At 71.3% G+C, this 26,023-nt stretch carries 27 protein-coding genes; 15 read left to right on the forward strand and 12 right to left on the reverse strand.

Annotated elements, in window-relative coordinates; genetic code table 11:
- Window positions 1-5 precede the first annotated feature (5 nt).
- A complete protein-coding gene (locus ASG51_RS20080; protein ID WP_056382658.1) occupies window positions 6-1,448 on the reverse strand; it encodes a cytochrome ubiquinol oxidase subunit I in 1,443 nt (480 codons plus the stop codon).
- A 266-nt stretch (window positions 1,449-1,714) separates the two neighbouring features.
- Here ASG51_RS20080 and ASG51_RS20085 point away from each other — a divergent pair, with 266 nt between their 5' ends.
- The 4 genes from ASG51_RS20085 to ASG51_RS20100 all read left to right on the forward strand — a co-directional run bounded on the left by ASG51_RS20085 (window position 1,715) and on the right by ASG51_RS20100 (window position 5,338).
- Entirely contained in the window at window positions 1,715-3,661 is a 1,947-nt protein-coding gene (locus ASG51_RS20085) for a heavy metal translocating P-type ATPase (RefSeq protein ID WP_056382660.1), read from the forward strand.
- 75 nt (window positions 3,662-3,736) lie between these two features.
- On the forward strand, window positions 3,737-4,552 hold the full coding sequence (locus tag ASG51_RS20090) for a universal stress protein (protein WP_056382794.1): 816 nt from the start codon (window positions 3,737-3,739) through the stop codon (window positions 4,550-4,552).
- Entirely contained in the window at window positions 4,552-4,875 is a 324-nt protein-coding gene (locus tag ASG51_RS20095) for a cytochrome c (RefSeq protein WP_056220036.1), read from the forward strand. Before ASG51_RS20090 ends, ASG51_RS20095 begins: the two co-directional genes overlap by 1 nt.
- Before the next feature lie 58 nt (window positions 4,876-4,933).
- Window positions 4,934-5,338 carry a BLUF domain-containing protein gene (locus ASG51_RS20100; RefSeq protein ID WP_056220039.1) on the forward strand — a complete coding sequence of 135 codons (405 nt, stop codon included), beginning with the start codon at window positions 4,934-4,936 and terminating at the stop codon, window positions 5,336-5,338.
- A 196-nt stretch (window positions 5,339-5,534) separates the two neighbouring features.
- Here ASG51_RS20100 and ASG51_RS20105 read toward each other — a convergent pair whose 3' ends face one another.
- Entirely contained in the window at window positions 5,535-6,401 is an 867-nt protein-coding gene (locus ASG51_RS20105; RefSeq protein WP_056382663.1) for a universal stress protein, read from the reverse strand.
- Between the two features lie 302 nt (window positions 6,402-6,703).
- On the opposite strand from ASG51_RS20105, the gene ASG51_RS20110 reads away from it, so the two are divergent.
- Window positions 6,704-8,254 carry a PAS domain-containing sensor histidine kinase gene (locus ASG51_RS20110; protein ID WP_056382665.1) on the forward strand — a complete coding sequence of 517 codons (1,551 nt, stop codon included), beginning with the start codon at window positions 6,704-6,706 and terminating at the stop codon, window positions 8,252-8,254.
- Window positions 8,244-8,852: a response regulator FixJ gene (fixJ, locus tag ASG51_RS20115; RefSeq protein ID WP_056220050.1), complete on the forward strand. Its 609-nt coding sequence runs from the start codon at window positions 8,244-8,246 to the stop codon at window positions 8,850-8,852. Before ASG51_RS20110 ends, fixJ begins: the two co-directional genes overlap by 11 nt.
- Before the next feature lie 102 nt (window positions 8,853-8,954).
- Here fixJ and ASG51_RS20120 read toward each other — a convergent pair whose 3' ends face one another.
- Complete coding sequence (locus ASG51_RS20120; RefSeq protein ID WP_056382667.1) at window positions 8,955-9,260, reverse strand: hypothetical protein; 306 nt, start codon at window positions 9,258-9,260, stop codon at window positions 8,955-8,957.
- A gap of 80 nt (window positions 9,261-9,340) precedes the next feature.
- Window positions 9,341-9,658 (reverse strand): phasin family protein, encoded by a 318-nt coding sequence (locus tag ASG51_RS20125; protein WP_056270437.1) that lies wholly within the window; start codon window positions 9,656-9,658, stop codon window positions 9,341-9,343.
- A gap of 284 nt (window positions 9,659-9,942) precedes the next feature.
- Between ASG51_RS20125 and ASG51_RS20130 the strand changes: the two genes are divergently transcribed.
- The 4 genes from ASG51_RS20130 to ASG51_RS24390 all read left to right on the forward strand — a co-directional run bounded on the left by ASG51_RS20130 (window position 9,943) and on the right by ASG51_RS24390 (window position 11,779).
- Window positions 9,943-10,311 (forward strand): SPW repeat protein, encoded by a 369-nt coding sequence (locus ASG51_RS20130; protein ID WP_056270439.1) that lies wholly within the window; start codon window positions 9,943-9,945, stop codon window positions 10,309-10,311.
- 7 nt (window positions 10,312-10,318) lie between these two features.
- A complete protein-coding gene (locus ASG51_RS20135; RefSeq protein WP_244480204.1) occupies window positions 10,319-10,630 on the forward strand; it encodes a hypothetical protein in 312 nt (103 codons plus the stop codon).
- Between the two features lie 124 nt (window positions 10,631-10,754).
- The gene (locus ASG51_RS20140) at window positions 10,755-11,441 is read left to right on the forward strand and encodes a helix-turn-helix domain-containing protein (protein ID WP_056220062.1); all 687 of its coding nucleotides are present in this window, start codon (window positions 10,755-10,757) and stop codon (window positions 11,439-11,441) included.
- A 116-nt stretch (window positions 11,442-11,557) separates the two neighbouring features.
- The gene (locus tag ASG51_RS24390; protein WP_162245256.1) at window positions 11,558-11,779 is read left to right on the forward strand and encodes a hypothetical protein; all 222 of its coding nucleotides are present in this window, start codon (window positions 11,558-11,560) and stop codon (window positions 11,777-11,779) included.
- On the opposite strand, the gene ASG51_RS20145 is transcribed toward ASG51_RS24390, so the two are convergent.
- The 5 genes from ASG51_RS20145 to ASG51_RS20165 all read right to left on the reverse strand — a co-directional run bounded on the left by ASG51_RS20145 (window position 11,765) and on the right by ASG51_RS20165 (window position 18,077).
- Window positions 11,765-12,235 (reverse strand): hypothetical protein, encoded by a 471-nt coding sequence (locus ASG51_RS20145; protein ID WP_056382668.1) that lies wholly within the window; start codon window positions 12,233-12,235, stop codon window positions 11,765-11,767. The genes ASG51_RS24390 and ASG51_RS20145 overlap by 15 nt on opposite strands.
- Before the next feature lie 65 nt (window positions 12,236-12,300).
- Window positions 12,301-13,161, reverse strand: a complete 861-nt coding sequence (locus tag ASG51_RS20150) for a universal stress protein (protein WP_056382670.1) — start codon at window positions 13,159-13,161, stop codon at window positions 12,301-12,303.
- Between the two features lie 115 nt (window positions 13,162-13,276).
- A complete protein-coding gene (locus ASG51_RS20155) occupies window positions 13,277-15,871 on the reverse strand; it encodes a cation-transporting P-type ATPase (RefSeq protein WP_056382672.1) in 2,595 nt (864 codons plus the stop codon).
- Between the two features lie 769 nt (window positions 15,872-16,640).
- The gene (locus ASG51_RS20160) at window positions 16,641-16,916 is read right to left on the reverse strand and encodes a hypothetical protein (RefSeq protein WP_200941364.1); all 276 of its coding nucleotides are present in this window, start codon (window positions 16,914-16,916) and stop codon (window positions 16,641-16,643) included.
- A 114-nt stretch (window positions 16,917-17,030) separates the two neighbouring features.
- Window positions 17,031-18,077, reverse strand: coding sequence for a bifunctional enoyl-CoA hydratase/phosphate acetyltransferase (locus tag ASG51_RS20165; RefSeq protein WP_244480206.1), 1,047 nt, complete (start codon window positions 18,075-18,077; stop codon window positions 17,031-17,033).
- A 205-nt stretch (window positions 18,078-18,282) separates the two neighbouring features.
- On the opposite strand from ASG51_RS20165, the gene ASG51_RS20170 reads away from it, so the two are divergent.
- The 4 genes from ASG51_RS20170 (at window position 18,283) to ASG51_RS20185 (ending at window position 21,265) form a co-directional block, all read left to right on the forward strand.
- Window positions 18,283-19,677 carry a S41 family peptidase gene (locus ASG51_RS20170; RefSeq protein WP_082486895.1) on the forward strand — a complete coding sequence of 465 codons (1,395 nt, stop codon included), beginning with the start codon at window positions 18,283-18,285 and terminating at the stop codon, window positions 19,675-19,677.
- Between the two features lie 49 nt (window positions 19,678-19,726).
- Entirely contained in the window at window positions 19,727-20,074 is a 348-nt protein-coding gene (locus ASG51_RS20175; protein WP_056382674.1) for a DUF1476 domain-containing protein, read from the forward strand.
- A 52-nt stretch (window positions 20,075-20,126) separates the two neighbouring features.
- Complete coding sequence (locus tag ASG51_RS20180; RefSeq protein WP_056270457.1) at window positions 20,127-20,777, forward strand: BON domain-containing protein; 651 nt, start codon at window positions 20,127-20,129, stop codon at window positions 20,775-20,777.
- Between the two features lie 89 nt (window positions 20,778-20,866).
- Window positions 20,867-21,265: a hypothetical protein gene (locus ASG51_RS20185; protein WP_056220075.1), complete on the forward strand. Its 399-nt coding sequence runs from the start codon at window positions 20,867-20,869 to the stop codon at window positions 21,263-21,265.
- 139 nt (window positions 21,266-21,404) lie between these two features.
- Here the strand turns inward: ASG51_RS20185 and ASG51_RS20190 are convergent, their stop codons facing one another.
- The 3 genes from ASG51_RS20190 to ASG51_RS20200 are packed head-to-tail and all read right to left on the reverse strand — an operon-like array spanning window position 21,405 to window position 25,355.
- Window positions 21,405-21,605 (reverse strand): polyhydroxyalkanoate synthesis regulator DNA-binding domain-containing protein, encoded by a 201-nt coding sequence (locus ASG51_RS20190; protein ID WP_056270463.1) that lies wholly within the window; start codon window positions 21,603-21,605, stop codon window positions 21,405-21,407.
- Between the two features lie 55 nt (window positions 21,606-21,660).
- Window positions 21,661-22,830: an acetate/propionate family kinase gene (locus tag ASG51_RS20195; RefSeq protein WP_082514148.1), complete on the reverse strand. Its 1,170-nt coding sequence runs from the start codon at window positions 22,828-22,830 to the stop codon at window positions 21,661-21,663.
- Window positions 22,827-25,355 carry a phosphoketolase family protein gene (locus tag ASG51_RS20200; RefSeq protein WP_056382676.1) on the reverse strand — a complete coding sequence of 843 codons (2,529 nt, stop codon included), beginning with the start codon at window positions 25,353-25,355 and terminating at the stop codon, window positions 22,827-22,829. Before ASG51_RS20200 ends, ASG51_RS20195 begins: the two co-directional genes overlap by 4 nt.
- Before the next feature lie 174 nt (window positions 25,356-25,529).
- Here ASG51_RS20200 and ASG51_RS20205 point away from each other — a divergent pair, with 174 nt between their 5' ends.
- Window positions 25,530-25,925: a hypothetical protein gene (locus ASG51_RS20205; RefSeq protein WP_244480211.1), complete on the forward strand. Its 396-nt coding sequence runs from the start codon at window positions 25,530-25,532 to the stop codon at window positions 25,923-25,925.
- Window positions 25,926-26,023: the final 98 nt, after the last annotated feature.

Raw genomic sequence — 26,023 nt, forward strand, 5'->3', positions numbered from 1 at the left:
GGGGACTACTCCGCGGGCTGGAGGGCGGGACGGCGCGCACCCGCGTGGGGCGCGTCGAGGGCCAGCGCCGGGGTGATGCCGGCCGTTCGCACCGGCACGCCGGTCGGCGGTCCGGATTCGTGGACCTGCGGGGTCTGGTTGAAGAGGTGCAGCAGGTACCAGATGCCCGCCCCGAACACCGCGAGGTAGACCACCGCGAAGGCCGCGAGGGAGGCGGCGACGGCGGGCGCGGCGATCGGCGAGACGCTGTCGGCGGTGCGGAGCAGGCCGTAGACCGTGAAGGGCTGGCGCCCCGTCTCGGTGACGGTCCAGCCGGCGGTGACGGCGATCAGCCCCGACGGTCCCATGGCGACCGCGAAGCGCTGGAACCAGACGGTCTCGTAGAGTCGGCCCTTCCAGCGCAGCCAGAGCGAGACGAACCCGAGGGCGATCATCAGGAGGCCGAGACCGACCATGATGCGGAACGACCAGAACACCAGCGGCAGGTTGGTCGGCCAGGTCGCGCGGGGCATGTCCTTGAGCCCCTTCACGGTGCCGTTCAGGTCGTGCGTGAGGTAGAGGCTCGCCAGGCCCGGGATGCCGAGGGCGCCCCGCGTCTCGCCGGCCTCGGCGTCGGGCCATCCCAGGACCAGGGCGGGGGCCCGGCTTTGGGTCTCGAAGTGCCCTTCCATCGCCGCGACCTTGGCGGGCTGGTGCTGGTAGGTGTTGGCGCCGTGCACGTCGCCGATGACCAGTTGCGCCGGCGCGACGAGCGCGGCCATCCACATCGCCATGGAGAACATCACCCGGGCACGGGGATTCCGGCCGTCGCGCAGGAGGTGCCACGCAGCGACCGCGCCCACGATCATCGCCGTGGTCAGGTAGGCGCCGGTCACCGTATGGGCGAAACGGTAGGGGAAGGAGGGGTTGAAGACGATGGCCCACCAATCGGCCGGGGCGAACCGTCCGTCGGCTCCCAGTTCGTGGCCCGTGGGGGTCTGCATCCAGGAATTGGCCGAGAGGATCCAGAAGGCCGAGGTCAGGGTGCCGAAGGCGACGAGGCAGGTCGCCAGGAAGTGCATGCGCGGGCCGACCCGCTCCAATCCGAACAGCATGACGCCGAGGAAGCCGGCCTCGAGGAAGAAGGCCGTGAGCACCTCGTAGCCGAGGAGCGGCCCCAGGATCGGCGCGGTGCGGTCGGCGAAGACCGACCAGTTGGTGCCGAACTGGTAGGACATCACCAGGCCCGACACGACGCCCATGGCGAAGGCGACGGCGAAGACCTTGAGCCAGTAGCGGTAGACATCGAGGTAGACGGCCTTGCCGGTGGCCAGCCAGCGGCCCTCCAGGACGGCCAGGAAACTCGCCAGGCCGATGGTGAAGGCCGGGAACAGGAAGTGCCACACGACGGTCAGGGCGAACTGGGTGCGGGCCAGGTCCACCGCGCTCGGCAGGGTCAGGGAAGGCATCGGGATCTCCGGGCGTCCGGGCGATGCGCCCGGATCCATCCGCCCGACGATGGCGGGGGGCCGACGCCGCGACCTTGCGCTGGATCAAGGCACCAAAAACTCTTCCCGGCGGGCGATGCGGGATCGGCGCGGCGACGCAGCGCTCGCCGTCGCGAGGCTTCGGCCCTCTCCGTCGACGCAACGGGCGCCTGTTGATCCAGCGCAAGGCTCCCCGGTCGACACGGGCGCACCCCGAAGGCCCCCGACAGCCGGAAGCGACCCTGAGAATGACGACCGCGGCCGTTGACCCCAGGACTTCGCGCGCGCCGGCGGGCCTCGGCTGGCTGACGGGCCTGCGCGGAGGGCTGGCCGTCCTTCCGCTCGCCGGCCTCTGCGCCGGCCTGTCCGCCGAGGCGCTCGGTCGCCCGGACATCGCGGCCTGGGCGTGGACGCTTCCGACGCTGGCGGTCCTCGCCGTCCTCGCGCTCCAGGTCGTGACCAGCCTGGCGCGCGGCGACGTCGGGCTCGACCTCGTCGCCCTGCTGTCGATGGGCGGCGCGCTCGCCCTGTCGCAGCCGCTGGCCGGCGTCGTCATCGCCCTCATGTATGCCGGTGGCCAATCCCTGGAAGCCTACGCCTCCGGACGCGCCGGGCGGGCCATGACGGCGCTGCTCGCCCGGCAGCCACGCTCCGCCCTCCGCGAGGACTCGAGCGGCGTGAGGGAAGTCCCCATCGAGACCCTGGCCCCGGGCGACCGCATCCTCGTGCGCGTCGGCGACGTCCTGCCGGTGGACGGCCGCGTCGCCGCGGGCCGGGCCATCCTCGATCAGGCGACGCTCACCGGCGAGGCCCTGCCGGTCACGTTCGAAGCGAACGCGTCCGTGCTGAGCGGCACGGTCAATGTCGGGGCGCCCTTCACGCTTCTGGCCGAGCGCCGGGCCGCCGAGAGCACCTATGCGGGGATCGTCCGGCTCGTCGAGGCCGCCCGAACCCAGAAGGCGCCGATGGCGCGCCTCGCCGACCGCTACGGCCTGGCCTTCCTCGGCCTGACCCTGATGCTGGCCGGGGGCGCCTGGGCTGCCACGGGCGATCCCTTGCGGGCCCTCGCGGTGCTGGTCGTCGCCACGCCCTGCCCGCTCATCCTCGCGGTGCCCGTCGCCCTGATCTCCGGTCTGTCGCGGGCGGCCGGCATCGGCGTCATCATCAAGGGCGGCGGCGCCCTGGAGAAGCTGGCGCGGGTGCGCGTCCTGGTGGTCGACAAGACCGGGACGCTGACCCACGGGACGGCGCGGCTGACGGCTGTGGATCGCCTCGGTCCCGTCGCGGAGCAGGATGTCCTGAGGCTGGCCGCCTCCCTCGACCAAGCCTCCGGCCATCCGACGGCCCGTGCCCTGGTCGATGCGGCCCTCGCCCGCGGCCTTACGCTGACGCAGCCGACGCAGGTGGCCGAAGTCCCGGGCGAGGGCGTGTCGGGCCTCGTCGCGGGGCGGCCCGTGAGGGTCGGCGGACCCCGCACGATGCGGGCGCACGGCATCCCCTTCCCGGAGACGGACGCCGTCCGGAACGCGGATGCCGTGGCCGCGACGGTGCTGGTGGCCGTGGACGGCAGGCCCGCCGCGATCCTGAGCTTCGCCGACCCGGTACGAACGGATGGCGGACGGACGCTCGCGGACCTGCGCCGCTGCGGCATCCGGCGCGTGGTGCTCGCGACCGGAGACCGGCGCAGCATCGCGCAGGCGCTGATCGCGGGCCTGCCCATCGATGCCCTGGCGGCCGATCTCGATCCTGCGGGGAAGACGCAGGTCGTGGCGCGCGAACGGGGGCAGGGGTTGGTGATGATGGTGGGGGACGGCGTCAACGACGCGCCCGCCCTGGCGGCCGCCGATCTCGGGGTCGCGCTCGGCGCCAGGGGCGCGGCCGCGGCGGCCGAGGCGGCGGACGTCGTCCTGCTGGTCGACAGCCTCGCGCCGCTTCCGGATGCGATCCGCATCGCCCGGCGGGCCCGGGCCATCGCGCTCCAGAGCGTGCTGGTCGGCCTCGGCCTGTCGCTCGCCGGCATGGTCGCGGCGGCCCTCGGCTACCTGACGCCGCTGCGGGGCGCCCTGTTGCAGGAGGTCATCGACGTCGCCGTCATCCTCAACGCCATGCGGGCGCTCGGTGGTCCGATGACCGCCCCGGCATCCGATGCCGACGAATCCGCGCGCCCGGCCCAGCGGCCTCGTGCCGTCCCTTGAGATGGATCAAGGCCGGCGGAGCCGGGCCGAGCCAGATTGCCCTTCCGCCGGGCTCGGCGGCTCGGGGAGGCGGCCGTGGGTTACGCGCACATCCTGGTATCCGTGGACCTGGATCGCGGTTCCGCCGACCGCGTCCGTCTCGCCGCCGGCCTGGCGCGGCGCTTCGCGGCCGACCTGACCGGCGTGGCGGCCCGGCCGATCCCCGGACCGTCCGCATTCGCCAACATGCAGGCGGACGGGATCCTGCGCGCGGCCGAGGAACGCCGATCGCGCGACGCGGCCGCCCGGGTCCGGGACCTGTTCCTGCGCCATGCCCGCGAGGGCCTCCGCACCGACTGGCGGTTCACCGAGGGACATCCCACGGCCAATCTCGCCCGGGAGGCCCGCGCGGCGGATCTCGTGGTGGTCGGGCGCCATGGCCCGGCCGATGCCGTGCCGGGCGCGATGACGGTGCTGCCCGGCCCGTTGCTGATGGAGGCGGGACGTCCGGTCCTGATCGTTCCCCCGGGGATCGAGCACCTGGGCGCCGACCGCATCGTCGTCGCCTGGAAGGACACCCTCGAGGCCCGGCGGGCCGTCACGGCGGCGCTGCCTTTCCTGCGACAGGCGGACCACGTCTACCTCGTCTCGGTCGGACAGGAGACGCAATTCCAGGGAATCGAGGAGGTGGCGGCCCACCTGTCGCGCCACGACGTGAATGCCACCACCCATGCCCTGTTCGGAAGCCGGTCGGTCGAAGCCGACGAGATCCTGCGCTTCGCACGCCGGGAATACGCCGACCTGATCGTCCTGGGAGCCTATGGACATTCGCGCCTTCGGGAATGGATCTTCGGCGGCATGACCCACGACATCCTGCAGACGGCACCCGTCTGCTGCCTGATGAGCCACTGATGCGCCGCGCGCTCGTCCTCGCATCGGTCGCGCTGTTCGGGCTCGTCGCGCCCCCCGCCACGGCCCGTGACGGATCGGCCTCACGCGGCAAAACGTTGGCCCGCGCGACCTGCGCGCGATGCCATGGCATCGGCTCTCGGGGAGTCAGCCCGATGCCCGAGGCGCCGGCGTTTCGAACGCTCGCCCGCCGCTTTCCCATCGATGATCTCGCCGACATCCTGGTCGAGGGTGTCGAGCGACGTCACCCGGCCATGCCCGCGTTCCAGCTCGATCCCTCCGATGCCGACGACCTCACCGCGTATCTGAAGACCCTGAGGCGATGACAGTCCTCCCCGGGATGGCGATCCGGCCGGTGGACGAAGACGAAGGTCGAAGAAGCCCATGGAGCGATCCTTTCTCTACGTCAGTCGCAGGCAGGCGACGGAAGCGGACATCCGGGACATCGTGGACGCCGCCCATGTCAGGAACGTTCGGCTGAACGTCACCGGCGCGCTGATCGCGACCGACGGACGCTTCGCCCAGATCCTGGAAGGCTCGCGCGCCGCCATCGACGAACTGATGGAGAGCATCCGCCGCGACCGGCGGCATACGCAAGTCCACGTGGTGCAGGACCGAGACGCCCCGCGGCGTGACTTCGCCGACTGGTCGATCGCCTATTCGGGCGGGTCTCTCTTCGTCGACGGTTTGATCGGCGCCCTCGCGACGGGCTCGCGGCCGGAACCCGACCGCCACCATCTGCGACGGCTCCTGGCGTTCATGCGGGAGTTTGCGCGCGCCCCCCGGTGAAGGCCCCGCGCCGCTTCGAAGGGGTCTCGCCACAGCCCCCGGCATCCGTCACGGCGCGCGGGTCGTTTTCGTCCCAAGGCGCCTCCCGCGCCACGGCGGGATCGCGGACGGGACGGGGTGTTGGGCCGTGCGACCCGGACGGCCGCAACGGGAACGCGGTATCGGCGGCTCGGTCTCGTGACCGAACCTCCCCTCGTCAGTGCGCGAGGAGCAGGGGGGCCGGGCTGCTTCTCAGGAGGGCGCGCGTGACGCCACCGAAGAAGAACTCGCGGACGCGGGAATGGCCGTACGCCCCCATCACGATCATGTCGGCGTGAAACATCGTCGCCTGGTTGCGAAGCGTCTCCGCGGTGTCCCCCACCACCGGGACGTCGACGACGCTGACGGTCACGCCGTGGCGCGCGAGGTGAGGCGCGAACTCGGCACCCGGAACCGATGTGTACAGTTCTTCTGTGCCGGCGACGCAGACGATCTCGACGGCGTCCGCCGCGCAGAGGAACGGCATCGCGTCGTTGGCCGCCCGCGCCGCCTGCGCACTGCCGTCCCAGGCCACGATGATCTTCCGACCGGTGAAGGCGTCGTGTCCCGGCGGCACTGCGATGACCGGACGACCACTCGCGAGGAGGGCTTTCTCGATCACCTCGCGATCCAGATCGTAGGTCCGCGGTCCCGCATTTAGGACGGTCAGGTCATGCAGGCTGGCCTGAGCCACCAGCCGACCGACGACGTCCGGGTAAGGCAGGCTCGGCGTCTGCGTCGTGCAGAGCACGCCCGCCTGCGCCGCGTCCCCGGCCGCACGGTCCGCGACGGAACGGGCCATCGCATCGAGGCGCCGGTCGATGCGCGCGACCCCATCGTCGTCGAGATCGAAACTGCCGAGCCAGGCATCGTCGCCCGAGAGGCACCACGAGGCGGATTGGACCGTGAGGTGGGCGCCGGCGGCTTTCGCGAGCGTCAGGCCGTAACCGATGGCGCTCGAGGGTTCCTCGTACGCGGTCTCGACGGTCGTGCCGACGAGGATGTCGCGAAGGGCCGCGAGCGGGGATGAGGGGGGCTTCGCCATGGGGCGTCTCCAAGTTCTGCTGGGTCCCGTGTTCGTCCCGTCGCGACCCAGCCGCCTTGATCCACCTCAAACGCCCCCTTCGCCACAAGATGCTTAGCCGCGGCCAGCAGTTGCGCGGTATCCATCGACTATCTTCAGTGATAGAAACCGCATCAAACGCCGGCCATTGATCTGCGGGCCATGATGTTGGCCGAAGATGTTGCTGTTCGTGGAAGCGTCCATCACGTGACGTCCTTGAACGGACTGGTTGCAGAGATTGTTCTTTGGAGCCCTGGAATAGCCAGCGCCGAAGGGGGCGAACGATGACGAACCCCATCGGCTCGATGTCCCTCGGCCATCTGGGCGACGGCACGCTGACCGTCGACGAACTCCGGCAGACCCTGGACGACGTGGGCGTCTGCATCTGGTCTCTGGATATCCCGACCGGCCGCGTCACGGTCTCGCCGACCTGCGCCCGGCTCTTCGGCGTTCCGCCGGAGCGACTGACCACCTTCACGGCCTCCCAGGCCCTGGTGCACCCCGATGACCGCCAGGCGCGGGCCGATGCCATCCAGGGGGCCCTGCGGGATGGCGGGAGCTACGAGGTCGACTACCGGGTCGTGCGGCCGGACGGTCAGGTCTGCTGGCTGCGCTCGTGCGGGCAGGTGAACCGCGACGCAGATGGCCGACCGGTGCGTCACCGGGGCGTCGTCCTCAGCATCCACGAACAGAAGAAGGCCGAGGCGGACCTACGCGCCCGCGAGGCGCACCTGCGCTCGATCCTCGACACGGTGCCCGAGGCCATGGTCGTCATCGACGAGGCCGGCCTCATCACCTCCTTCAGCACGGCGGCCGAGCGCCTCTTCGGATACGCGGCCGCCGAGACCATCGGGCGCAACGTCCGCATGCTGATGCCGGAGCCGATGCGCGGCGAGCACGATGGCTATCTCGACCACTACCGCCGAACCCGGGAGCGCCGCATCATCGGCATCCATCGGGTCGTGACGGGCCAGCGGGCGGACGGCACCACCTTCCCGATGGAGCTCGCCATCGGTGAGATGCGCTCGGGCGAGCAGGTCTTCTTCACCGGCTTCATCAACGACCTGACCGAGCATCAGAGGATCCAGGCACGGCTGCAGGAACTGCAATCCGAACTCGTCCACATCTCGCGCCTAAGCGCCATGGGCGAGATGGCATCCACCCTGGCCCACGAGCTGAACCAGCCGCTCGGTGCCATCGCCAACTACACCAAGGGCTGCCGTCGCCTGCTCGCGAACCCGGGTCCCGAAGCCATTGCCAAGACCATCGAGGTTCTCGACAAGACCGCCGAGCAGGCCCTGCGGGCCGGGCAGATCATCCGCCGCCTGAGGGAGTTCGTCACCCGCGGCGAGACCGAACGCCGCCTCGAGTCGGTCTCGCGGCTGATCGAGGAGGCGGGCGCCCTGGCCCTGGTCGGCGCCCGGGAACAGGGCCTGGTCGCCCGCCTCCACGTGGCCCCCGGCCTGAAGGCCGTTCTGGCGGACCGGGTGCAGGTCCAGCAGGTCCTGGTCAACCTGATGCGCAACGCGCGCGAGGCCATGCAGCACAGCGAACGGCGCGAACTGGCCGTCGACGCCCATGCGCTCTCCGCCGAGGCGGTCGAGATCACGGTGGCGGACACCGGCCCCGGCATCGCGGACGAGGTCGCCGACAGGCTGTTCCAGCCCTTCGTGACCACGAAGGCCAGCGGGATGGGCGTCGGCCTCTCGATCTGCCGCACCATCATCGAGGCGCATGGCGGCCGCCTCACGGTCGAGCGCAACGCGGCCGGCGGGGCGACGTTTCGCCTGACCCTGGCGACCGCCCCGGAGGGAGATGCCATCCATGGCCCATAGCCTCGTGCACGTGGTCGACGATGACCCGGCGATGCGGGATTCGGTCGGCTTCCTGCTCGACACCGCGGGCTTCGAGATCGCGCTCTACGAGGCCGCGACGGACCTCCTCGACACGCTGGTCAAGCCGGCCCGCGGGTGCGTCCTGACCGACATCCGCATGCCCGGCGTCGACGGGCTCGAGCTGCTGCGCCGCCTGCGGGCCTGCGGCCATACCCTCCCCGTGGTGGTGATGACGGGGCACGGGGACGTGCAGCTCGCGGTGGAGGCGATGAAGCTCGGGGCCTGCGACTTCATCGAGAAGCCGTTCGACGACGAAGCGTTGGTGCAGGCGCTGCGCTCCGCCCTGAACCGGGGCGGAGCGGCCAAGGTCGTCGATCCCACCCTCGACGAGTTCGTCCGACGGGTCGGCACCCTGAGCGACCGCGAGCGTCAGGTGATGGACCAACTCGTCGCGGGCGGCTCCAGCAAGGACATCGGCCGCACCCTCGACATCAGCCCGCGGACCGTCGAGATCTACAGGGCCAAGCTCATGGCCAAGACCCAGGCGGCCAGCCTGCAGGAGCTGGTGCGATGGTCCGTGCTGGCCGGCCTAGCCTGACGCGGCCGCGAGGCCCGGCAAGGACGGAACGCGTGGGGGAGCCGCCGGTCCTGGCGCAACGGGCGCCCGACAGCGCGGAGGGGCGGTGAGGGCGCCGGCCGCTCACGGCCTGCAACGATCCGGCTCGGCCCCCTCGCCGCCCCAGGGACGGGAGTAGCGAGCCGACAGGGTCTCGCAGGGATGATGAAACAGGTAATATCCGAACGCGGCACTGGCCTCGCGCGCCGGTGCGGGTTGGAAGCCGAACGGCAGGCTTCCGGTCTCGCGGACCTCGGCGCCGAAGTTCCAGCCCTGGGCCCCGACGAAGGACGGGATCGACAGGTCCTCGCGGACGGCGCAACACAGCCCCGGCGCATGCCGGTGCTGGAAGATGCGGTAGATCTGGGGGCGGCATGGTCTGCCCGGCATCGGAGCCCGTCCTGCCAACAGCGCTTCAGGGTCTCGGGAGAAGCCCGCCGGAGCCATTGGCCGGTCGGCGGACGCCCGTGTCACGCCGCCTTGGCGAAGGCGGTCTCCGTGACGTCGTGCGACAAGGTCGTCGCCTCCTGCCGGTCGTCGGTCAGGCCCCGGGTCACGAACGCCGCCTGGAGCGCGACGACCTCCTGGAGCGAGCCGCACCGCGCCAGCCCGACGAGGTGGTCCGCCTGGGCCTGAAGGCGACGGCCCGTGAAGCGCATCGTCTCGGCCGCGAGACGCAACGGCACGTCGACGGCGAGGGTGCGCCAGGCGGCCAAGCCAGCCCCCATAGCCTCGGCGGCGTCCTTGGGGTCATGGGCATGCAGGTGCGGCGTGTGTCCGGAACGCATCGCGATCTCCTTGTCTGGCGAAGGGGCGCAGGGTGCGCCGGCCCACGGCAAAGACCTTGACCCAAATCAAACATCGAGGGATGCATCGTCGTTCTGGAGATCAAGCGACGGCTTTACCAATCTTCGGCAGTTCTCATGCTGCCGAGACCGGACCTCTGTTGATTTGGGTCAAGGCCGCAGACCCATCGCGCGACGATCGTCCTCGCGTGGAAGCGACGGGACGTCCGTCGCTCGGCGTCCGGTCGGCCCCGACTCCCGGGCGCCTTGCTCGCGAGGAGAAGTCGATGCGCACCATCGAGAACCGAGCCGAGGACGCGGTCTTGAACGGCCTCAACGTCTTTCTGGGCATCACCCTGTTCCTGGCCCCCTGGTACCTGGAGCTGGGTAGCGAAACGGTCGCAGCGCGAAACGCCTTCATCTGCGGCGCCGCGATCGCCGTCATCGCCATGCTTGCGCTCAGCCAGTCCTACGACTGGGAGGAATACCTCAACCTCGCCGTCGGTCTCTGGGTGGCCGCGGCGCCCTGGGTGCTGGGCTTCGCGGAGCTGAAGGTCGTCGCGGGCGCCCACGTGGTCATCGGCCTCGCCGTTTTCGTCCTGTCCGGGTCTGAACTCTGGCGGCTGTACCGGTCGCCCGAGGCGCGCTCCGTCTGACCGGAGCGTGTTCGTCAAACAGCGGCTGCGCCGCGCCGTCACGGCCGGCGCAGCCCCGAAGCTCCAGGGCTCCCGATTGCTGCGAACCACGGTCATGCCGTCCGATCCCCTCGCGATCCTCCTCGCTGCGGCGTTCACCTCCGGCTGCGCCTCGATCCACGCTCTGCGCCATCAGGCCGATGGCCTGACGTTCGTCCTCGCGGTGATGGCCTACGCGCTCGCCACCGCCGTCGGGTCCCTGCTCGCGGCCCGCTTCGGCCTGCTCATGGCGCCCGACCATGCCGGCGGATGGATGGCCGTGGCGATCGGCGGGGGATGACGGTCGACCCCCGGACCTACGTAATTGCCCTTACGCAGGGGCCCTTACGAAACGGGCCGGAATTTCCCTCCGGCGACGGCGCGGCCAACTTCCCCCTCATCCGATCCGGACGAGGAGTCGATCCATGGCCACAGAGATGACGCGACCCATTCCGTCGTTCACCCCCGCGAACGTCCCGGTTGCCATCGGCCGCGAGGGCGTCCTCTTCGCGGGTTGCCCCGAGATCGTCGGAACACCGTTTGCCTATGGCCGCGAGGAGGAGATCTACGGTGAGGGCGAGGACGCCGAGTTCGTCTACCGGGTGACCGACGGCGCGGTCCGAACCCACAAGGTCCTCAGCGACGGTCGGCGCCAGATCACCGGTTTCCACCTGCCCGGCGACCTGTTCGGCTTCGAGCAGGGCCAGACCCACCGGCACTCGGCCGAGGCCCTCTCGGACACGAAGGTCCTGATCTTCCGGCGCCTGGGGATACAGCGCGCCGCCACCCGCAACGCCGAGGTCGCCTGCCACCTCTGGAACATGGCCACCCGTGGCTTGCGTCACGCCCAGGACCACATGTTGCTTCTCGGTCGCCGCTCCGCCGTGGAACGGGTGGCGACGTTCCTGATCGAGGTCGACGAACGGCTCGGCGGCACCGGGACGTTCCTGCTCCCGATGACGCGGCGCGACATCGCCGACTACCTGGGCCTGACCATCGAGACCGTGTCGCGGACCCTGTCGCAGCTCGAGGAGGCCGGCGCCCTGCTGCGTGCCGGCGGACGTCAGGTCAGCCTGCGCCGTGCGCGCCTTCGCCGGGTCGTCGAGGACTGACCGGTTCCTCGCCGCAAGGCATGAGCCGCACGCGACGTTCAGGCATGGCTTGACGCAGATCAACGAAGAAGAATTCGCCTCGAAGAAACATCGACCCATTGAATGGAGCGCCAATCATGCCATCGACATCGACTATCAGCCGGAGGATCGTGAAGGTCGTGAAACCCGGGATGAGGGCCAAGGACTTGATTGCGGCCGTTCGCGAGCGCTGGCCAAAGGTCTCCAAGAAGAAGATCCGGCGTTCAGCCTTCGCGGCCCTGATCGTGCGTGCCGGCAAGAAGGCAGGTAAGAGCGGCTCGGGCGAGCGCGGCTCCGTGCAGCCGTTACCGACGCACTGACGGCGGGGCGTTGGGGAGGCCGAACGGCAGCCGGGTCGAACGGTCGACCGCCTGCGCACGCACATCTCCGCGGTGTTTCGCGGCAACGGACGCGTCTTCAAGCTGAAGCGGGCGGTGCACGTCCCGGACCTCGACGTCTCGACGACCGAGCGCCGGCGCGCGATGTGCCGTCCCGGGGGCGACGAGCGCGAAGCGCGGCCCCGTCGCCGGGATGTCCCCCGCGGCAATCCGCTCCTCGGAGACGATGGGCAGTCTCGGGAATCGCTCCGAAAGCCGGCCGCCGATGGCGCGCTCGGCGGCGAGATCCGCATCGGTGACAGGCGATCCCCCCTTCCATCTCGGTGCGCGACCGGCCGCGAAGAGGACGGCCGAGCCGGCCGAGACGGCGATGCGCGCGAGATCGCGTGCCCACCCATCCCCAGCGCGACGGGCTGCGGCGACCTCGTTCGAGCCCATGCCGGCTTCCGCGATCCCTGCCGTCCTGCGTGGGGCCCTGCTTGCGGCCGCCGGAGGCGCCCCGGTCAGTGGGACAGGTACAGAGGCAAGGGGCTGCGCTTGAGGAGGGACTGCGTCACGCCGCCGAGGAACCACTCCTGGAGGCGCGAATGCCGGTAGGCGCCCATCACCAGCATGTCGGCGCCGATCTCGCCGGCCCGGACCCTGAGCGTCTCGGCGACGTCGCCGACGACCGGCACGTCGACCGCGGAAACCGTCACGCCATGCCGCGCGAGGTGCGGGGCGAACTCGGCGCCGGCCGCGGAGGTCGAGAGGTCCTTCTCCCCGACGACGGACACGACTTCCACCAGCTCCGCCGCGCGCAGGAACGGCAGCGCGTCGTTCGCCGCCCGGGACGCCCGGGCGCTGCCGTCCCAGGCGACGAGGATCCGCCGCGCGGCGTAGGTCTCGCAGCCGGGCGGAACCACGAGGAGCGGTCGCCCGCTCCGGAAGAGGATCCCGTCGATGAGGTCGCGGTCGAGATCGAGCTCCCGCGCCTCGGCATCGAGGACGGTCAGGTCCGCGAGCCGCGCGCGGGCGGTGAGCCGCGCGACCAGGTCCGTGTAGGCAAGGTAAGGCGCCTCGGCCGTGCAGGTCACGCCCACGCTGGCGGCGTCCGCCACGGTGCATTCGGCCAGGGCCTGCGCGAGGCCGCGCAGCCGCCTGTTTTCGGTCGCCACGAGGTCGTTCACGAACCCCCACGCCCCGCCGGCGACCACGGCCAGGCGCCGTGCCGCGGATTGGACGGTGAGGTGGGCGCGCGTCGCGGCGGCGAGCGAAAGTCCGTAAGCCAGAGCGGTTTCGGCCTCGTCGCCGCGGCCCTCCTCGGTGAGGCACACGAGAACATCGCGGATCTCGGCGTGCGGGGATGAGAGCGGACGGGACATGCGGGGCTCCGGGCGTTTTGACGGACCCAGTTTCGCACCGCGGTTCGGTCCCGCGTTGATCCATCGCAACGCCGGCCGGTCGGGTCGCCTGGGCATCGCGCCGGGACGGCGGCCGTCATGTCCTGCCGGCGGGTCCGCGGGCGCCCCTGGCCATCGTCCCGACCTGGACGAGCAGGAGCGGGGCGACGCTCGCGCCGAGGATGATCGCCCACATGGTCGCGTCGGGCGGCACGAGGCCGAGCACCTTCCCGGCCGCGGGCACGTAAGCCGGGCCGACGAGCAGCACCGTGCAGAGAAGGAGGGCGGCCCAGATCCAGGGGTTGCGCGTCACCTCGTTGCGAAATGGCTTCGCGCCGGAGGCCCGCATGTTGAAGACCTGCCAGAGTTGCGCGAAGGCGAGGGTCAGGAAGGTCACGGTCACGCTGGAGGCCCGGTCGAGGCCGAACCAGGATTCGGCGACCGCCAGCCCCGCGAAGGTCGCGACCGTCAGAACGGCGGCGTGCAGGACGATCCGCACCCATTGGGGACGTCCGAGGATGGGCTCGCGCGGGTCGCGCGGCGGTCGTGCGAGGATGTCGTCCCGTCCCTCGCACATCGCCAGGGCGAAGGCCGGGAAGACGTCGGTCACGACGTTGAGGTAGAGGATCTGCAACGGCTGGATGGGGAGCGGCAGGGCGGAGACGATGGCGAGTCCGACGATCATCACCTCGCTCAGGTTGCAGGCGAGGAGATAGGCGGCGAAGCGGCGGATGTTGTCGAAGATGATCCGCCCCTCGCGGATCGCGCCCACGATGGTCGGGAAGGCGTCGTCCATGAGGATCATGGCAGCCGCCTCACGCGCCACGTCCGTCCCCCTCCGCCCCATCGCCACGCCGATATCCGCCTGCTTCAGCGCCGGCGCGTCGTTGACGCCGTCGCCCGTCATGGCGACGATCTCGCCCTTCGCCTGGTACGCCCTGACCAGGGACAGTTTCTCGGCGGGGCTCACCCGCGCGAAGACCGCGACCTCGTCCAGGCGGCCCGGGATCTCGCCGGTGCTGCCGCCCTCGACGACGCGGTCCCCGCGGCCGGCGAGCCCGACCGCGCGCGCGATGCTGAGGGCCGTGACGGCGTGGTCGCCGGTCACCATGACCACGCGAATGCCCGCGGCGCGGCAGGCGGCCAGAGCCTCCGGAACGTCCGACCTGGCGGGGTCTTCCAGCCCGACCAGACCGAGGAACGTGAGGTCCCGGAAGGGATGGCCCCCCGCAGCGCCCCCCGACCTCTCCGCGCAGGCAATGACCCGCAGGCCCCGCGCGGCCAGGTCTTCGACGCGACGCCGCCACAGGTCCCGGGAGCCGTCGTCCAGCGGGACGTCCCGCTCCGCGCCACCGACCGAGCGCGAGGCGGCCAGAACGGCCTCCGGGGCCCCCTTGACCGCCACCCAGTGGCCCGGTTCGACGGCATGGACGGTGGCCATCATGCGGGTGCCCGCATCGAAGGCGTGCTTCCCCACGAGCGGCCGGTCGCGCAGGAGTGCCGCGCGGTCGAGCCCGACGGCACGACCCGCCCGCAGCAGCGCCTGTTCCATCGGGTCGCCGCTGCCCTGCTGGGAATCCTGCCCCAGGGAGGCGTCGTTGCAGAGGACCGCGACGCGAAGCAACCGTCCGGTCTCGGCGGCGGCGGAGCCCGGATCGGTCGGGTCGGCCTCGCCCGACGGCACCGACAGCCACCGCACCGTCATGCGGTTCTCGGTGAGCGTGCCCGTCTTGTCGGTGAGGATCACCGTGGTGGCGCCGAGGGTCTCGACGGCCGACAGACGCTCGATCAACGCATTCCGCCGCGCCATCCGCCACATCCCGCGCGCCAGCGCCAGGGTCGCGACGACCGGCAAGCCCTCCGGGATGGCCGCGACCGCCAGCGCGATGCCGGCCTCGGTCATGAGGCGGAGATCCTTGCCGGTCGCCACGCCGAGGCCCGCGAGGACGAGGGCAAGCGCCAGGATCACCCAGACCATCTGGCGGGACAGACGTTCCAGGCGCCGTTCCAAGGGCGAGGTGTCCGGCTCGGCCTGCGCGACGAGGCGTGCGACGGCGCCGAGTTCGGTTCCCAGGCCGGTCGCCACGACGATACCGAGGCCGCTGCCGCGCGTGATCAGCGTGCCGCGGAACAGCATGCAGGTGCGCTCGGCGAGCCGCGCGTCCGGGGCGACCGGCTCCGGCGCCTTGTCCACGGGCACCGACTCGCCCGTGAGGGTGGACTCGTCCGCGCCCAGGTTCGACGCCTCGACCAGCCGGATGTCGGCCGGGACGGCATCGCCGCCTTCGACCAACACGATGTCCCCCGGTACGAGATCCTCAGCGGGAAGCACCCGTGCGTGCCCGTCGCGGCGCACGCGGGCCGAGCGCGTCCCGAGCGCCCGCAACCCCTCGACGGACCGCGCCGCCCTCAGTTCGGTCGAGAAGCCAAGGCCGGTGTTGATGGCCAGCACCGCGATGATCGCGGTCGCCTCCTGCCAGTCGCCGAAGTAGAGCGAGAGCGCACCCGCCGCGGCGAGCAGGGAGACGACCGGGCTCATGAACTGGTTCAGGAGCAGGGCCAGCGTGCCGGCCTTCTCCTTCGTGGCAATCACGTTCGGGCCGAAGCGGGCGAGCCGTCGCCGGGCCTCCGCGTCCGTCAGGCCCGCGCTCTGGCACGTTCCGAACATCTCTGGAACGTCCCCGCTCGGCACGGCATGGGCGCCCTCCTTCCCAGCCAGCGTCGAACGGGGTGCGGTGCGCGGGTCCCAAGGCGCGGCCCCGATGTCCTGCCGGGTGGATCCGTGCGCGGCGATCGGGCGTTCGGGACCGTGAGGTGCCACGGCCGGATCGCAGGCCGTCCTGGGGCTGCCGTGGGGTTGATCGCATGCCATCTGAAAGCCCGGTCTGGTCCGCCCCGTCCCAGTCTCCCGATTGTCGGCCGGCCGGGCGTTGATCCGCGTCAACGTCCAAGCGGATCGGCATCGGGCGCTGTGAGCATCGAAGCACTGCCCGAGGCCTGCGTTCGGACGCGCGGATTCCCCGAGAAGGCAAATGGAGCCGGCCACAGGCACCGGACGCTCCGTTCGCCCAAGAAGGCTCAGACGCCTTCAACGGCAGCGGACGTGACCTCGGTGCCGGGCGCAGCGACGATGCCGGTGCTCGCGATAGCCGCGTACGATACGTCTGTGCGTCGGTGACACGAGGCCTGCCCCGAGCCGGCGAACCGAGCCGACCGCTGTCGAAACCGGGGCCGCGGCGATGACCGTTGCAAGCCCAAAGCTGAGCGCGTTCGGGCACATTGCCGCCTCTCACGGCCCGGGGCACCGCAATGGAGAGACGGACGAGCGGACGGGTTAAACGGACTGCCGCCGGACGAAGCGCGCGCCGTTCGGACAGAACGCCCGGTCGGCGCCGGGTGGCGTTCCCGCCCTCGGTTCGCGTGCGCAGCGGCTGCGTTCCGTACAGTCCGAGCAGCCCGCCTCAAGGGCCCGCATGGCCGCGAGCTGTTGCCGCTGCCTGGCGACGGGGTCGAGGCTCAGGCGTCGCCGCGGGTCCGCGATGCCGCGGCGCCTCGTGCTGGCGCCCGAGCCGGAGAGAGGCCGGGCCGGGCGCCCCGGCCTCCAGCATCGTCTCCATCATCTCCCCGTCGACGTTCCGGAGTTCCTCAGCAGCCTTCAGCAGGCCGCACCACTCGTCCGTCGCGGCGACGATGCCGAAGGGGTCGAACGGGTCGGGCTCGTCGATGGGGGAGGACATCGCAATCTCCGTCTGGCTCGGGAATCCTCCGCACCGGACCGCGGCCCCGCGGGGACCGGGCTGGCGGGCATGTCGATCCAGTGCCGCGGCCGTCGGCCGGGGCCATGATCTGGATCAAGGCCCTCCGGCGGATCGACGGACGGTGCCAGACCCGATGCAGCGGTGGGGCGCGCTGAGACGCGCCATGGCGCATGACGCCACCCGGGACGGTTCGCCCTCGGACCGGCTGGTCACGACGATCGGCACGCTCGCGCCCAGAACCAGGCCGGCGGCCTCGGCGCCGGCGAGGTGCACCAACTGCTTGGCCAGCATGTTCCCCGACACGAGGTCCGGCACGACGAGCACGTCGGCATCACCCGCGACCCGTGAGACGATGTGCTTGGCCGCGGCCGCCGGTCCCGACACCGCATTGTCGAGGGCGAGGGGGCCATCGACGATGCCACCGGTGATCTGGCCCCGTTCAGCCATCTTGCAGAGCGCGGCGGCATCGACGGTCGAGACGATCCGCGCGTTGACGGTCTCGACGGCGGAGAGAACTGCGACCTTCGGCTCCCGGATGCCGAGGGCGTGGCAGAGCTCGATGGCGTTCTGGACGATGTCGCGCTTGTCATCGAGCGAGGGGGCGATGTTGACCGCCGCGTCCGTGATGAAGAGCGGTTTGGGATGATGCGGCACGTCGAGCGCATAGACGTGGCTCATCCGCCGCTCGGTTCGCAGCCCCCCCGCCTTTCGGACGGCGGCCTGCATCATCTCGTCGGTATGGAGCGCCCCCTTCATCAGGGCGGCGACTTTCCCGGTACGCGCGAGCGCCACCGCCGTCTCGGCCGCCGCATGGCTGTGCCGCGCGTCGACGAGGTCGAAGCCATCGAGCGCGAGGCCAGCCTCGGCGGCGACCACCCGTATCCGCGCCTCCGGTCCGACCAGGACGGGTTCGATCAGACCCGCCTCCCAGGCCGCGATCGCACCCAGGAGGGAGGCCGCATCGCAGGGATGGACGATGGCCATCCGGATCGGCGCGAGACCGCGGGCGGCCTCGCGCCATCCCCGAAGGGACGTCGCATTCCCGACCGTTCGGGGATCGGCGATCCGTCCCCCCTCGTCGCCGACCGCGAGGCGTGCCCCGCGGGTCGCCGCGGCTCCGAGGGACAGGCGCCAGGTCATGCGGTGCTCCGCTGCGAACAGGCGCAGACCCTGTCCGCACGGGAAGCCGGGAACCTTGATCCATCTCAAGGCAGGGGTGACCGTGGCCTGGGCAGTCTCGCGGATGCCTTCCCCGAGGCCTGTCCATCCCGAGGCCTGCCCATCCCGAGGCCTGCCCATCCCGAGGCCTGCCCATCCCGAGGCGAGCCCATCCCGAGGCCAGCCCATGCCCGGCCCGAACGACGCCCAACCCGCGCGACGGGCGATCCCTCGTCGGGTTCGCCACCGCTCCCGCTGGCTGGCCGGCCTCGCGGCCGTTGCCGCCACCCTCCTGGCGTGCACGGCATCCCCGGACGCCCGGCGGGGGACCGGGGAAAGGACCGGGGATACGCCCGGCGGTCTCTACGAAGCCCTCAGCGTCTTCGGAGCGGCGTTCCATGCCATCCGCGCGAAGGCGGCGGAGGAGCGCCGCGACGGTCAGCTCGTGGATGCGGCGATCTCCGGGATGGTCGCATCGTTGGATCCGTACTCGGGATACGTGACCGCGGCCGAGCTTCAGGCGTTCGACGAGGAGGATACCGGGACTTACGCGGGGATCGGCGTGACGGTCGAGGCAGGCGGGCGCGTCCGGTCCGCCTTGCCCGGCGCCCCGGCGGCCCGGGCCGGTCTGCACGCCGGAACGATCATCGAGCGGATCGACGGCAGGGCCGTCCACACCATCGACCGCACCGGGATCGTCGACCTCCTGCGCGGTGATCCTGGAACCGCCGTGCACCTGCGGGTCCGCCTTTCGGAGAGACAGGCCGCCACCGAGGTCGCCCTGACACGGGAGTGGCTTCCCCTGCACCCGGTTCGCACGCGTCTTCTGGGCACCGTGGGCTATGTCGGGCTCGACCACTTCGACGACTTCACCACCGGGAGGCTGCTCAAGGCCGTGGCGGGCCTCCAGGCTCACATCGGTCCGGAGGCGATCACGGGTCTCGTCCTCGACCTGCGCGGGAACCCCGGCGGTCTCGTCGTGCAGGCCGTGGCGGTCGCCGGGGCGTTCCTGGGGCGGGGAGAGATCGTGCGCCTGGTGGGACGCGGCCCCGGGGACGTCGAGCGTTTCGCGCTCGACCGCGGCGGCAAGGACCTCGTCGACGGGCTTCCCCTGGTGGTGCTCGTGGACGGCGACACCGCCTCCGCGGCCGAGATCGTGGCCGGCGCGCTTCAGGACCACCGACGCGCGACCCTGGTCGGGACGCGCACCTATGGAAAGGGTGCCGTCCAGACGACGTATCTCCATCGCAGCGGACGCGGCCTGCGACTGACGACGGCCTGGTTCGTCACGCCGGCGGGCCGAAGGGTGCAGGGACGCGGCATCGAGCCCGACCTCGTGGTCGCGCAGGATGGCGATGTCACGACGCGGGACGAGGAAGCGGTGCCGACCGGCCATCCCGACGGGGACGCCACGTCCCTGCAGAACGGCATCGTCGAGGATGCCCGCATCGATCCGGCCGGCGATGCCCCGCTCGCGACCGCACTCCGGCATCTCGGGACCGTGGTGGAGAGCCGTGCCGGACGCCGCCCGCCGGGCCTTGATCTGCCTCAAGGTGCGCGCATCCCGGCGGGGCGAGAGTGAGGGAGCCGTTTCGACGTGGCCCGACGTGGCCCGACAGGTGAGGCATCCGATGAACACGACGTTCGACGAGCGCGAGCGGGCCTTCGAGAGCCGCTTCGCCCACGAGGAGGAGTTGCGCTTCCAGGCGCGTGTCCGCTGCAATCGCCTGCTGGCGACCTGGGCGGCCGAGCGGATGCACCTGACCGGGGACGCGGCCTCCGCCTACGTCACGTCCTTCGCCGAGGAAGCCGTGGTGTCCGGCGACGACGCCTTGCTCGCGCGCCTTCGCGCGGACCTTCGTGCCTGCGGCATCGACGAGCCCCTCGCGAACCTGCGCCGGGAAATGGAGCGCTGCATCGCCTTCGTCCGCGCCGAACAGCGCGTCGGGCTTGCGCTGGATCAAGGCTCCTCCGCCTAGGGCGCGTCATCCTGGTCCGGACTTCCTCACGACAGCAGACGGGAGAGACGCCATGACCGACAAGGATCTTCGCCGCGATGTGCTCGACGAGCTCGACTTCGACCCGAGCCTGGATGCCGCCGAGATCGGCATCGCCGTCTCGAACGGCGTGGTGACCCTGACGGGGCATGTCGGCAGCTATGCCGAGAAGGTGGAGGCCGAGCGCGCGGCGAAACGGGTCAAGGGCGTGCGGGCCATCGCCCAGGAGATCCAGGTTCGCCTTCCCGACGCTAAGAAGATCGAGGACGATCAGATCGCCGCGCGGGCCCTGGCCATCCTCGACTGGTCCGTCCACCTCCCGAAGGACGCCATCCAGGTGAAGGTCGCGCAGGGCTGGGTGACGCTCACCGGGGCGGTGCCCTGGCAGTACCAGGCGATGGGCGCCGAGGCGGCCGTCCGCAAGCTCTCCGGTGTCTTCGGTGTGACGAACCTCGTCGAGGTCAGGCCGGACGTGCAACCGACGGCGGTCAAGGCGAAGATCCTGGAGGCGTTCCGGCGGAACGCCCTGTTCGAGGCGGACGCGATCAAGGTCAGCGTCGAGGGCGACCGGGTCACCCTGGAGGGGGCCGTCACGGTCGGCATCGAACGGGATGCCGCCGAGCGGGCGGCCTGGTCCGTACCGGGCGTCCGGACCGTCGTCGATCACATCGTCGCCCTGCGCTGAGGAGACGGGACATGCCTCATGGGACACAGGGATCCTCCCCATCCGACCAGCGACACGGCAAGCCTCCCGGACAGCACGCCCTGCCGGGGATGCTGTATCGGGTGACCCTGACTCTGGCCCGCTGCCCGGACTTTCCGGACGGCAGCGTGGCCCGGGGCTACGAGATGGTCGTGCCGCTCGGACCGGACGGGCACCTCGATCCCGCTCTCTGGCGCGAGACCCGCGACAGTTGCCGTGTGCGCCGCTTCTGGGCGGGCCAACGCGACCGCGACGGTCGCCTCGTTCACCGGGCCGGCGGGGAGGGCGGCGCGACCTGGCTGATCGACTACGAGGATTGGACGAACGAGGACGACGAGCCGGGCTACCACCTCGGCACGCACGCCTTCGTTCCGGGCGACTACGTCTCGATCCGTGATGCCGACGACGGGGTCTACCGCACGTTCATGGTCGCCCGCGTCGACCGCGCCGGCGCTGGACGTCAGACCTGACGCCGAGGGTTCCCACGGAGGGAAGGCGGGCCGCTCGCGGCGATGGAGCCGGTCGCTCCGGGCCTCGGGTGCGACCGCTCCGGAGCGAGATCGGCGGTGAGCGGTGGCGCGCGGCCCGTGCGGGGTTTCGACCTGCCGCTCACTGGAGATTCGGGGGAACGACCTCGTGGGTGACGTCCTGACCCGACCCGGCTTCGCGCACGCTGATCCTGACGCCGCGGCGGATCAGCCGCTCCAGGTCCTCGGGCGCCAGATAGGCTCGGCTCTCGGGGTCGTAGAGCCTGCACCCGCCATACCGTTTGAGCTGGCGGACGGGTGAGGGCTTCGTGTTGGGCGTCATCTCGACTGCGCGGCGCCGGCCGCCTCCGACGTGGGACAGATCTTATCTGGAATAATTAAAGTCTGGACGCCGGATGCGCAAGGGCCGGCACCCGGGCCGCGCGCCCCTCGAGGCCCCCGTGCACCGAGCCTCCGGTCGCGACCGCGATCTCACGCTCCTCGTCGGCGGAGACGACGCGGACCTGCACGCGGGAGGCGCGGGCCCCGATGACCCCCGCGGCACGGGCGTTGGCGTCCGCGTCGAGGGCCACACCTGCGAACGCCAGTCCGCGGCAGACGGCGGTGCGGACCTCGGCGGCGTGCTCGCCGATGCCCCCGGTGAACACGAGGGTGTCGAGGCCGCCGAGGGCCGCGATCAGCGAGCCCGCCTCGCGCACGATCCTGTAGGCAAACAGGTCGAGGGCCTCCCGCGCATCGGGACTTGGGCTCGCCGCCAGCACCCGCACGTCGTCGCTGATCCCCGAGACCCCGAGGAGGCCCGACCGCTCGTTGAGGAGCGAGGCCACCGCATCGGGCGACAGGCCGCGCTCGCGGATCAGGTGCAGGACCAGGCCCGGATCCACCGAGCCGCTGCGGGTGCCCATCATCACCCCGTCGAGCGTCGTGAAGCCCATGGTGGTGGCGACGCTGCGCCCGTCCCGGATGGCGCAGAGGCTGGCACCGTGCCCGAGATGGGCGGCGAGCACCCGGCCCTGCGGGCAAAGCCGGGCGACGTGGGCGTAGGAGAGGCCGTGGAAGCCGAAGCGGATGAAGCCCTCGTCGAGGAGAGCGCGGGGAAGGGGATAGATCTGGGCGAGCCGGTCCTGGGTGCGATGGAAGGCGGTGTCGAAGCAGGCGACCTGCGGCAGGTCCGGCCAGGTCTCCGTCACCGTCCGGATGCAGGCCAACGCCTGGGGCTGATGGGCCGGCGCCAGCGGGACCAACGTCTCCAGGTCGGCGAGCACCTCGGCATCGAGGCGCACCGGCGCGGCGTAGCGCAAGCCCCCGTGGACGATGCGGTGCCCGGCCGCCGTCGGCGCGGCGGGCAGCCGTCCGAAGAGCCACCGGGCGACCTCGGGATGGTCCCCGGCCGGGGGCTGCTCGTCGCCGCGGGCGAGGCCATCCACCGCGAGCCGCGGGGCGTTTCCGATGTCGGCGACGTGCGCGCGCCAGACCGGGGCATCCGCACCGGACCGGAACAAGGCGCAGCGCAGGCTGGAGGAGCCGGCGTTGAGGACAAGGATCATTGCTCGATTTCCGGCAGGACCGTCCAGCCGTCGACGGTCTCGCCGGCCGGGGGCTCGTGCCTGTCCGGCGGATCGCCCTGCATGAGGTCCGCCTCGATCCGGCGCCGGTCGGCGTGCGCGGGGCCGTCGGGCCAGACCCAGTCCCGGACCGCCGGCAGATCGTCGCCGGTCCGGCAGACGTGCTCGCGATGGGTCGCCAGCACGTCCCGAAGCGCCTCCTGGGCGTGTTCCCCCCGGGCGCCCAGCCGCGGCGCGGCCTGCAGGGCGGCCTGTGCGAGATGGAACCGGTCGAGCCGGTTCAGGACGCACATGTCGAAGGGCGTCGTCGTCGTGCCTTCCTCGATGAAGCCGTGCACGTGGAAGTTGCCGTGGTTCGTCCGCTTGTAGGTCAGCCGATGGATGAGCCAGGGATAGCCGTGATAGGCGAACACCACCGGCCGGTCGCGCGTGAAGAGGCTGTCGAAGGTCGGGTCGTCGAGTCCGTGCGGATGCATCTCGCGCGACGCCAACGTCATCAGGTCGACGACGTTGACGACCCGGACCCGCAGCTCGGGAACATGCCGGCGCAGCCAGTCCACGGCCGCGAGGGTCTCCATCGTCGGCACGTCCCCGGCGCAGGCCATCACCACGTCGGGCTCGGACTCGCCCTCGTTCGTCGCCCAATTCCAGATGGAGGCGCCGGCCGCGCAGTGCTTGGCCGCCTCGTCCGGGCTGAGCCATTGCAGGGCGGGCTGCTTGCCGGCCACCACCACGTTGATGCGGTCGTAGGTGCGCAGGCAGTGGTCCATGACGCACAGGAGGCTGTTCGCGTCCGGCGGCAGGTAGATGCGCGCCGTGTCGCCGCGCTTATTGGCCACGAAGTCGATGAAGCCCGGGTCCTGGTGGCTGAATCCGTTGTGGTCCTGGCGCCAGACGTGCGACGACAGCAGGATGTTGAGGGAGGGGACCGGCCGACGCCAGGGCAGCTCGCGCGCGGACTTCAGCCACTTGGCGTGCTGGTTCACCATCGAATCGACCACGTGCGCGAAGGCCTCGTAGGTCGCGAACAGGCCGTGCCGGCCGGTGAGGACGTAGCCTTCGAGCCAGCCCTCGCAGAGATGCTCGCTCAACACCTCCATGACGCGCCCGTCGCGCCCGAGGTGGTCGTCGCCCGGTAGGATCGCCTCCTGCCACGCCCGGCTCGTCACCGCGAAGACGCCGTCGAGGCGGTTCGAGGCGGTCTCGTCGGGACCCATGATGCGGAAGTTGCGGGCCTCCGCGTTGAGGATCAGGACTTCCCGCAGGTAGGTCCCCAGCACGCGGGTCGCCTCGGCCCGGACCCGGCCGGGCTCGGGCACCGCGACGGCGAGGCGGCGCAGGTCTGGAAGGCGTAGGGGCGCGCTCGTGTGGGCATTGGCGTGCGGGTTGGCCGAGATGCGCCGTCGGCCCTTCGGGGGCAGTGCCGCGAGCTCCGGAACCAGCGCGCCGTCCTGCCCGAACAGCTCCTCGGGCCGGTAGGATCGCATCCAGGCTTCCAGGATGGCGCGATGGTCCGCGTTGTCCCGCACGGCGGCGACGGGAACCTGGTGCGCGCGCCAGGTCCCCTCGACGGGCTTGCCGTCCACGGTCTCGGGGCCGGTCCAGCCCTTCGGGCTGCGCAGCACGATCATGGGCCAGCGCGGCCGCTCGACCTTGCCCCGGTGGGCGGCGCTCCTGATCGCCGCGATGGCGTCGAAGGCCGCGTCGAGAGCCGTCGCCATGGCCTGGTGCATCGCGGCGGGCTCGTGGCCCTCGACGAAGGCCGGCTCGTAGCCGTAGCCGACGAGAAGGCTGCGCAGCTCCGCCTGCGGGATGCGGGCGAGAAGTGTCGGGTTGGCGATCTTGTAGCCGTTGAGGTGCAGGATCGGCAGGACGGTCCCGTCATGGCGCGGGTCGAGGAACTTGTTCGCGTGCCAGGAGGCGGCCAGCGGCCCGGTCTCCGCCTCGCCGTCGCCGACGATGCAGGCGACGGTCAGGTCCGGATTGTCGAGGGCCGCCCCGAAGGCATGCGCCAGTGAATAGCCGAGTTCGCCCCCCTCGTGGATGGAACCCGGCAATTCGGGCGAGGCGTGGCTCGGGATCCCCCCGGGGAAGGAGAACTGGCGGAACAGACGGGTCATGCCGTCGAGGTCCTGCGCCACGTCCGGGTAGGTCTCGCTGTAGGTGCCCTCCAGGTAGGCGTTGGCGACGAGGCCCGGCGCCCCGTGGCCCGGCCCCCACACGGCGAGCATGTCGAGGTCGCGCTGCCGGATGACGCGGTTCAGGTGGGCGTAGACGAAGTTCAGTCCCGGCGTCGTGCCCCAGTGGCCGAGGAGCCGCGGCTTGATCTGCTCCGCCGTCAGGGGCTCGCGCAGCAGCGGGTTGTCCATCAGGTAGATCTGCCCGACCGACAGGTAGTTCGCGGCCCGCCAGTAGGCGTGGATCTCCCGCAACTGGTCCGGGCCAAGGGGACCGGGCGCGAAGGAGTCGGCAGGCGGGAGCGGGGTGCCTCCGCTGGCGGCGTCCAAGCCTCCATCCAAGCCTCCTGTGAGCGGCTCATCCATGTCGGGGTCCCGGGGTGCGGTGATCTTCCGGACATGATGCGGTCTGCCAAACGTCCCGCCTTGCGCTGGATCAACGCCGCTCCGTCCTGCCGGAGGCAGCCTGCGGATCGTTCTGCGCGCACAGGGATGCGGACCATGATGCCGGCGACTGCCCTTCTCCCCCTCATGGTCTGTCTGAGCGTCTCGCTTCCGGCGCAGGCGCAGTCCCCTGCGCCCGCACTGGTCTTTCACGGCAATTATTGCGGCCTGGGCAACAACGCCCCTCTCCCTCCCATCGACGCCCTCGATGCGGCGTGCGCACGGCACGACGCCTGTACCCCTGTCGCCGGCCTGCCTCCCGCCCCCTGCAATCTGCGCCTGCAGCGCGAGGCGGAACGCATCGCGCGCGATCCGAGGATGCCGGACGATGTGCGGACCCTGGCCGGCATCATCGCCGCCGGTGCCTCCGTGCTCCCCTTCGATCCGAGACCCGCAGCGGTCGTCGAAGCTCGGTCACCGCCCCCGAAGCCACGCGGCCGTCGCACCGCCGGGTGAGGGCCGACAGAGCGTCCGCGGGGGCAATCACCGGCCGCGCCGGCGGGTCGTCGCGCGACGTCACCTTGCGGAACGTCCGCAACGCGCCTGCTGTCGGA

Source organism: Methylobacterium sp. Leaf465 (genome assembly GCF_001424705.1).
GTDB lineage: Bacteria > Pseudomonadota > Alphaproteobacteria > Rhizobiales > Beijerinckiaceae > Methylobacterium.